The organism is Kitasatospora sp. NPDC127067, from assembly GCF_042724755.1.
Classification (GTDB): domain Bacteria; phylum Actinomycetota; class Actinomycetes; order Streptomycetales; family Streptomycetaceae; genus Kitasatospora; species Kitasatospora lactacystinica.
In genome coordinates, this window is the sequence record NZ_JBHXEM010000242.1 from 1 (window position 1) to 5,300 (window position 5,300).

Genomic DNA, 5,300 nt, shown 5'->3' on the forward strand with positions numbered 1-5,300 from the left:
GCCCCGGCTTCCGCGGGGGGCGCCGCGCGCCCCGCCTGGGGGGGCCCCCGGCCGGACCGCACGACGGGCGGGCCCCGGTGAACCGGGGCCCGCCCGTCGGCCGTCCTGGACGGCGTCAGTCGTCCGGATCCTCGTCGTCGTAGACCTCGCTCACGTCGAACCGGCAGATCAGCAGCTGCGGGTCGGCGTGCTCGAAGGGTTCGGGCAGCCACTCGCCCGGCTCGGTCGGCTCGGTGGCCGCGACCCAGAGCGTCGAGTCGGCCTCCTCCAGGCCGAACTCCTCGCTGCGGGCGGCGATCTCGTCGGGCTCGTACTCGCCGAACAGCACGCCGATCGCGGCGTTCACCCCGCCCGCTCCGGCTCCGCCCGGGGTCAGCGACTCGTCCAGCCGCTCGGCCTGGGCACGCAGTCGCTCGGGGTCGACGACGTGGTAGTCGCGGCGGATCAACACGCTGATCGCCTCGGGCTGTTCGGGGCCGTGGTACCCGCCGGGGCCCTCGTCCCCGGGGATCTCGAAGGGCGTCACCTCGTCGTAGGCCTCGTACAGGAGCTGGTCGTAGGCGATGGCCGCCGTGGCGAGCTGCTCGTAGGCGGCGGAAACGGCGGGATCATCGGCTGCGTTGGGGCTTGACACCGCTTCCAGATGACGATCGATGGCGGCCTTGACCGCCTCAGCGGCGGCGCGTACCTCGGCAATGGTGGGCTGCGCGGCATCAGACATGGTGCAGACGCTATCTCCCCGCGGCGTCGGTACGCACAGCGGTTGTCACCTCCACCCGCGTTTTCACCGCAACTTCCCCCCTGATGTCCGATCCGTGCCACTTCGTCCCCACGCGGCACCGGCGCGAAACGGGCGCGGAGGGCGCGCACCGGACTCGACGGGGCCGTCCGGGTGCGGCTTCGCGCGCCGGGATCGGGGTATCCCTTCCCCAGTGGCAACAGGACTGATGCGCTGTCAGCCGACGGCCCGGGTCATGCCTCTTCCGGCCGCCGCCTCCGCGCGGGAGGGACGGCCGGAAATACCCGGGCCGACCGTCCGGGGCAGGCCGTAGGCTTGCCCGAAGGTGATCCCCAGGAGGAGCGTTTTGACCCCACGGAAGCCGGTCCGGCAGCCGGAGTACGAGTACCAGTCCCTGCGCATGCCGCGCGGCACCACGCGCAACGCGGCGCGCCAACTGCTCACCGAGCACGCCGAGTACGGGCACTGGGAGCTCGACCGACTCAAGCTGTTCCCCGACGGCAGCCGGACGGTCCGGCTGAAGCGGCGGATCATCCGGCAGGTCCGGAGCTGGTGACGGGCGGGGCACCGGCGCCCCGGGCGGGCCTCGCGTCGAGCCTCCGCGCGCCCACGCCCGCGCCCGCGGCCGCCCGTTCGCCCGGCGGCCGCGGGTGGGTCGTTCCCGCTACGGGTGAGCGCGCGTCCGGTTCAGCGCGCGCCCCCGTCCCCGGTCGGCCGGGTCAGCGGACTCCGGCCCGGGCCCGGCGGTAGAGCACGCCACCGCCGAGCATCAGCGCGAGGCCGGCGGCACCGAGCAGCTCGACGCCGCCGGCGCCGGTGGAGGCCAGCTGGGCGGTCGGAGCGACCGTGGCGACCTTGACGGCCTTGGCGGGTGCCACGACGGCCTGCTCGGCCGCGACGGGCGGGACGCTGTTGCGCGCGACGCTCGTCACCTCCTCGGAGGAGACCTTCGGCGGGGTCGGGCAGGCCTCCACGCAGCCCTCGACCGGCTTCGGGGTGGGCTTCGGAGCGACCTTGGCCACGTTCACGCAGTCGTTGCCGAAGGCCGGGTTGCCGACGCCGACCACGTTGACCGAGTTGCCGCAGGCGTTGACCGGGACGTCCACCGGCGCCTGGACGCTGTTGCCGGAGAGCACGCCCGGCGAGTTGGCCGCGACACCCGAGGCGCTCGCGCCCGGCACCGTGGCGCCCGGCACCGAGGCGCCGGGCACAGTGGCACCCGGGACCTTGGCACCCTGGCTGGCACCGGTGCCGGAACCGTCGACGCCGCCCACACCGTTGGCGGGACGGCTGCCGTCGGAGTGACCGCCGCCGGTGACACCCGAGCCGCCGGGCAGGCCGTGCTGGACGGGCTTGGACGCCGGGTGACCCCCGCCGCCGTTGACGTTGGCGCAGTGGTTGCCGTAGGACGGGTTCAGCAAGCCGATCACGTCGACCGTATTGCCGCAGGCATTGATCGGCACCTGGATCGGCACCTGGACCGAGTTGCCCGAGACGACGCCGGACGAACCGACGGCACCCCCCTGCGCCTCGGCTCCTCCCGCATAGGCGTAGCCGGCGGCCGAGGCCAGCACACTACCCGTGGCCACCGCCGTGAGGATCCCCTTCTTGGCTACATTCCTCATTTTTTCCCCTGACATTTCGAGACGACGTGTCGACCTTGACGTGAACCTTCAAAAAGTCGGAATTTCCGTATATCCGTAAATCACGCAAGGGCTTCGGCTGCACACGAGTTAACGAGAGGCGAACGGGGAGGTTGAGCCGAACGAATCGGCTTCACCCGATCGAGCGATCGTGTCGGACCTCGTGTATCCGGCGGCCGCCGGGCCCCGGAGCGGGTCCGGCCCGCACCGGACCGCCGGGAACGCGAACGCCCCCGGCGCGGCGCGTCCGCCGCCCGGGGGCCGGTTGCGAATCGGCTCAACAGGCCTCGACGGCCCGGAGGTCGACTCAGACGTTGGCGCAGTGGTTGCCGAACGCCGGGTTCAGCACGCCGATGACGCTGATGGTGTTGCCGCAGAGGTTGACCGGGACGTGCACCGGAACCTGGATCTGGTTGCCCGAGAGGACACCCGGGGAGCCGGCGGCCACACCCTCGGCACCGGCGTGAGCGGACGCGACACCGGCGGCGGCGAGCACCAGACCACCGGTGGCGGCGGCGACAGCGGCGATCTTCTTGACCTTCATCATTCCTCCTGTATGGACAACGCAACCCGTTCGGCGGGCTGCACAGGGATGAACGACGCTGCGGCAAACGGGGTACGGAACGGATCTCCCATTCACCCGCAACGGTGAGGTCTCGCACACATGATCAGCTTGGAGTTTCCGGCAGAATCGCTTCTGTCGATCTTCCTTTCCCCGTCTCACAATCATCAGCTCCGACAATGCGCTCGGCCCGCCCCCGGCATTCCGGGAACGGGCCGACCCAGTCGCCTGATCAGGGGATTCAGCAGGCGTCGATGAACCGGTCCAGCACCCGGGCACCGAACTTCAGGCCGTCCACCGGCACCCGCTCGTCCACACCGTGGAACATCCCGGCGAAGTCCAGCTCCGGCGGCAGCTGGAGCGGCGCGAAACCGAAGCAGCGGATGCCGAGGTCCTGGAACGACTTGGCGTCCGTCCCGCCCGACAGGCAGTACGGCACCGCGCGGGCGATCGGGTCCTCGGCGCGCAGCGCGGTCTGCATCGCCTCCACCAGGGCGCCGTCGAAGCCGGTCTCGATCGCCTTGTCCGAGTGCAGGCTCTCGCGCTTCACGCGCGGGCCGAGCACGCTGTCCAGCTCGGCCAGGAACTCCTCCTCGTAGCCGGGCAGGAAGCGCCCGTCCACGTGCGCGGTGGCCTGACCGGGGATCACGTTCACCTTGTAGCCCGCGCCGAGCATGGTCGGCTGGGCGGTGTTGCGCAGCGTGGTGCCGATCATCTTGGCGATGCCGCCGAGCACCCGCAGCGTCTCGTCCATGTTCTCCGGGTCCAGCTCGACCCCGAGCGCGTCCGACAGCTCGTCCAGGAAGGCCCGGACGGTCTTGGTGATCCGCAGCGGGAACTGGTGCCGGCCGAGCCGGGCCACCGCCTCGCACAGCTCGGTGATCGCGTTGTCGTCGTTCTCCATCGAGCCGTGGCCGGCCCGGCCCTCGACCGTCAGGCGCATCCAGTGCATGCCCTTCTCGGCCGTCTCCACCAGGTAGAGGCGGACCTGGTCGTTGACCGTGAAGGAGAAGCCGCCGACCTCGCCGATCGCCTCGGTCACGCCCTCGAACAGCCCGGGGTGCTTGTCCACCAGGAAGCGCGCCCCGTAGGTGCCGCCGGCCTCCTCGTCGGCGAGGAAGGCCAGCACGATGTCGCGCGGGGGCTTGCGCCCGGTGCGCAGCCGGTCGCGGACGACCGCCAGGGTCATCGCGTCCATGTCCTTCATGTCGACCGCGCCGCGCCCCCAGACGCAACCGTCCGCGATCTCGCCGCCGAACGGGTCGTGGGTCCAGTCCGCGGCGTTGGCCGGCACCACATCGGTGTGGCCGTGGATCAGCAGGCCCGGACGGGAGCGGTCCTCGCCCTCGATCCGGACCACCGTCGACGCCCGGCCCTTGGCGGACTCGAAGATCTTCGGTTCGAGCCCGAACTCGGCGAGCTGCTCGGCCACGTACTCGGCCGCCTTCCGCTCCCCCGGGCCGGAGCCGTCCCCGTAGTTGCTGGTGTCGATCCGGATCAGATCGCGACAGATCTCGGCGACCTCGGACTCAGCCGTCACCTTCGGTGCCGCCGACTCGCTCCGCTCGCTCACGGTCACTCCTCGTCTTGGGCCCGCACCGACGCACCAGCGCGCCACCCCCAGGACCTGCACCCGGGCCGTACGAGCACGTCCGCCCATCCTCCCCCAGCCCCGGATCCCGATCCACCCCCCGCGCACTCCCGAAACCCCCTGGTCACGCCCCCGCCACACGCCACCCCTTGCCACCGCCACCGGTCGTACCGGCCGACCGGGAATCGTTTTGGGACCCCAAGCCGATCTTTGCTACAGTTACATCTGTCAGCGCGACGGACGAGAGATCGGAAGCCGCGAGGGCGACACCTGGTCCGGGTGGCGGAATGGCAGACGCGCTAGCTTGAGGTGCTAGTGCCCTTTATCGGGCGTGGGGGTTCAAGTCCCCCCTCGGACACCGAAGAAAGGCCCCAGTTGATCTGGGGCCTTTCTGCTTTTCGGCCGCGGTTCTCCGCCCTGAAGCGACCGGCCGGACGCCCCGTACGCCGGATGCCCGGCCGGTGGGTACCGGCCGGGCATCCGGATGGGCCTGGCCCGACGGGACGGTGTCGGGGTCACGCCCAAAACGGCGGGATTCGGTCAGCCCTGGCTGGCGGCGGGGGCGACAGCGGCGGGGGCGGCGGCAGCCGGAGCCTCGGCCGCCGGAGCGGCAGCGGCGGGCGCAACCTCGGTCGCCGGGACGGCGGCGGGCGCAACCTCGGTCGCCGGAACGGCGGCGGGCGCAACCTCGGTCGCCGGAACGGCGGCGGGCGCAACCTCGGTCGCCGGAACGGCGGCGGGCGCAACCTCGGTCGCCGGAACGGC

Annotated in this window: 6 protein-coding genes and 1 tRNA gene; 2 read left to right on the plus strand and 5 right to left on the minus strand. The window is 71.7% G+C overall.

Translation table 11 applies throughout. The features are described 5' to 3' along the window. Window positions 1-115: 115 nt before the first annotated feature. Window positions 116-721: a hypothetical protein gene (locus ACFWJ4_RS40655; protein ID WP_380554277.1), complete on the minus strand. Its 606-nt coding sequence runs from the start codon at window positions 719-721 to the stop codon at window positions 116-118. 364 nt (window positions 722-1,085) lie between these two features. Here ACFWJ4_RS40655 and ACFWJ4_RS40660 point away from each other — a divergent pair, with 364 nt between their 5' ends. Further along, complete coding sequence (locus tag ACFWJ4_RS40660) at window positions 1,086-1,295, plus strand: DUF5703 family protein (RefSeq protein ID WP_359901238.1); 210 nt, start codon at window positions 1,086-1,088, stop codon at window positions 1,293-1,295. A 163-nt stretch (window positions 1,296-1,458) separates the two neighbouring features. Here ACFWJ4_RS40660 and ACFWJ4_RS40665 read toward each other — a convergent pair whose 3' ends face one another. The 3 genes from ACFWJ4_RS40665 to ACFWJ4_RS40675 form a co-directional block, all read right to left on the minus strand. Then, the gene (locus ACFWJ4_RS40665; RefSeq protein ID WP_380554280.1) at window positions 1,459-2,364 is read right to left on the minus strand and encodes a chaplin family protein; all 906 of its coding nucleotides are present in this window, start codon (window positions 2,362-2,364) and stop codon (window positions 1,459-1,461) included. A 325-nt stretch (window positions 2,365-2,689) separates the two neighbouring features. Beyond that, on the minus strand, window positions 2,690-2,929 hold the full coding sequence (locus tag ACFWJ4_RS40670; protein WP_359901243.1) for a chaplin: 240 nt from the start codon (window positions 2,927-2,929) through the stop codon (window positions 2,690-2,692). A 256-nt stretch (window positions 2,930-3,185) separates the two neighbouring features. Further along, on the minus strand, window positions 3,186-4,517 hold the full coding sequence (locus ACFWJ4_RS40675) for a M20/M25/M40 family metallo-hydrolase (RefSeq protein ID WP_359901245.1): 1,332 nt from the start codon (window positions 4,515-4,517) through the stop codon (window positions 3,186-3,188). 291 nt (window positions 4,518-4,808) lie between these two features. On the opposite strand from ACFWJ4_RS40675, the gene ACFWJ4_RS40680 reads away from it, so the two are divergent. Next, window positions 4,809-4,893, plus strand: a tRNA-Leu gene (locus ACFWJ4_RS40680). A gap of 182 nt (window positions 4,894-5,075) precedes the next feature. Here ACFWJ4_RS40680 and ACFWJ4_RS40685 read toward each other — a convergent pair. Further along, window positions 5,076-5,300, minus strand: a 225-nt coding sequence (locus tag ACFWJ4_RS40685) for a hypothetical protein (RefSeq protein WP_380554283.1), incomplete at its 5' end; no start/stop codon positions are given.

Coding starts and splice junctions, on each gene's coding strand:
- ACFWJ4_RS40670 (WP_359901243.1), bottom strand. CDS start 2,929: ATGATGAAGGTCAAGAAGATCGCCGCTGTCGCCGCCGCCACCGGTGGT.
- ACFWJ4_RS40665 (WP_380554280.1), bottom strand. CDS start 2,364: ATGAGGAATGTAGCCAAGAAGGGGATCCTCACGGCGGTGGCCACGGGT.
- ACFWJ4_RS40655 (WP_380554277.1), bottom strand. CDS start 721: ATGTCTGATGCCGCGCAGCCCACCATTGCCGAGGTACGCGCCGCCGCT.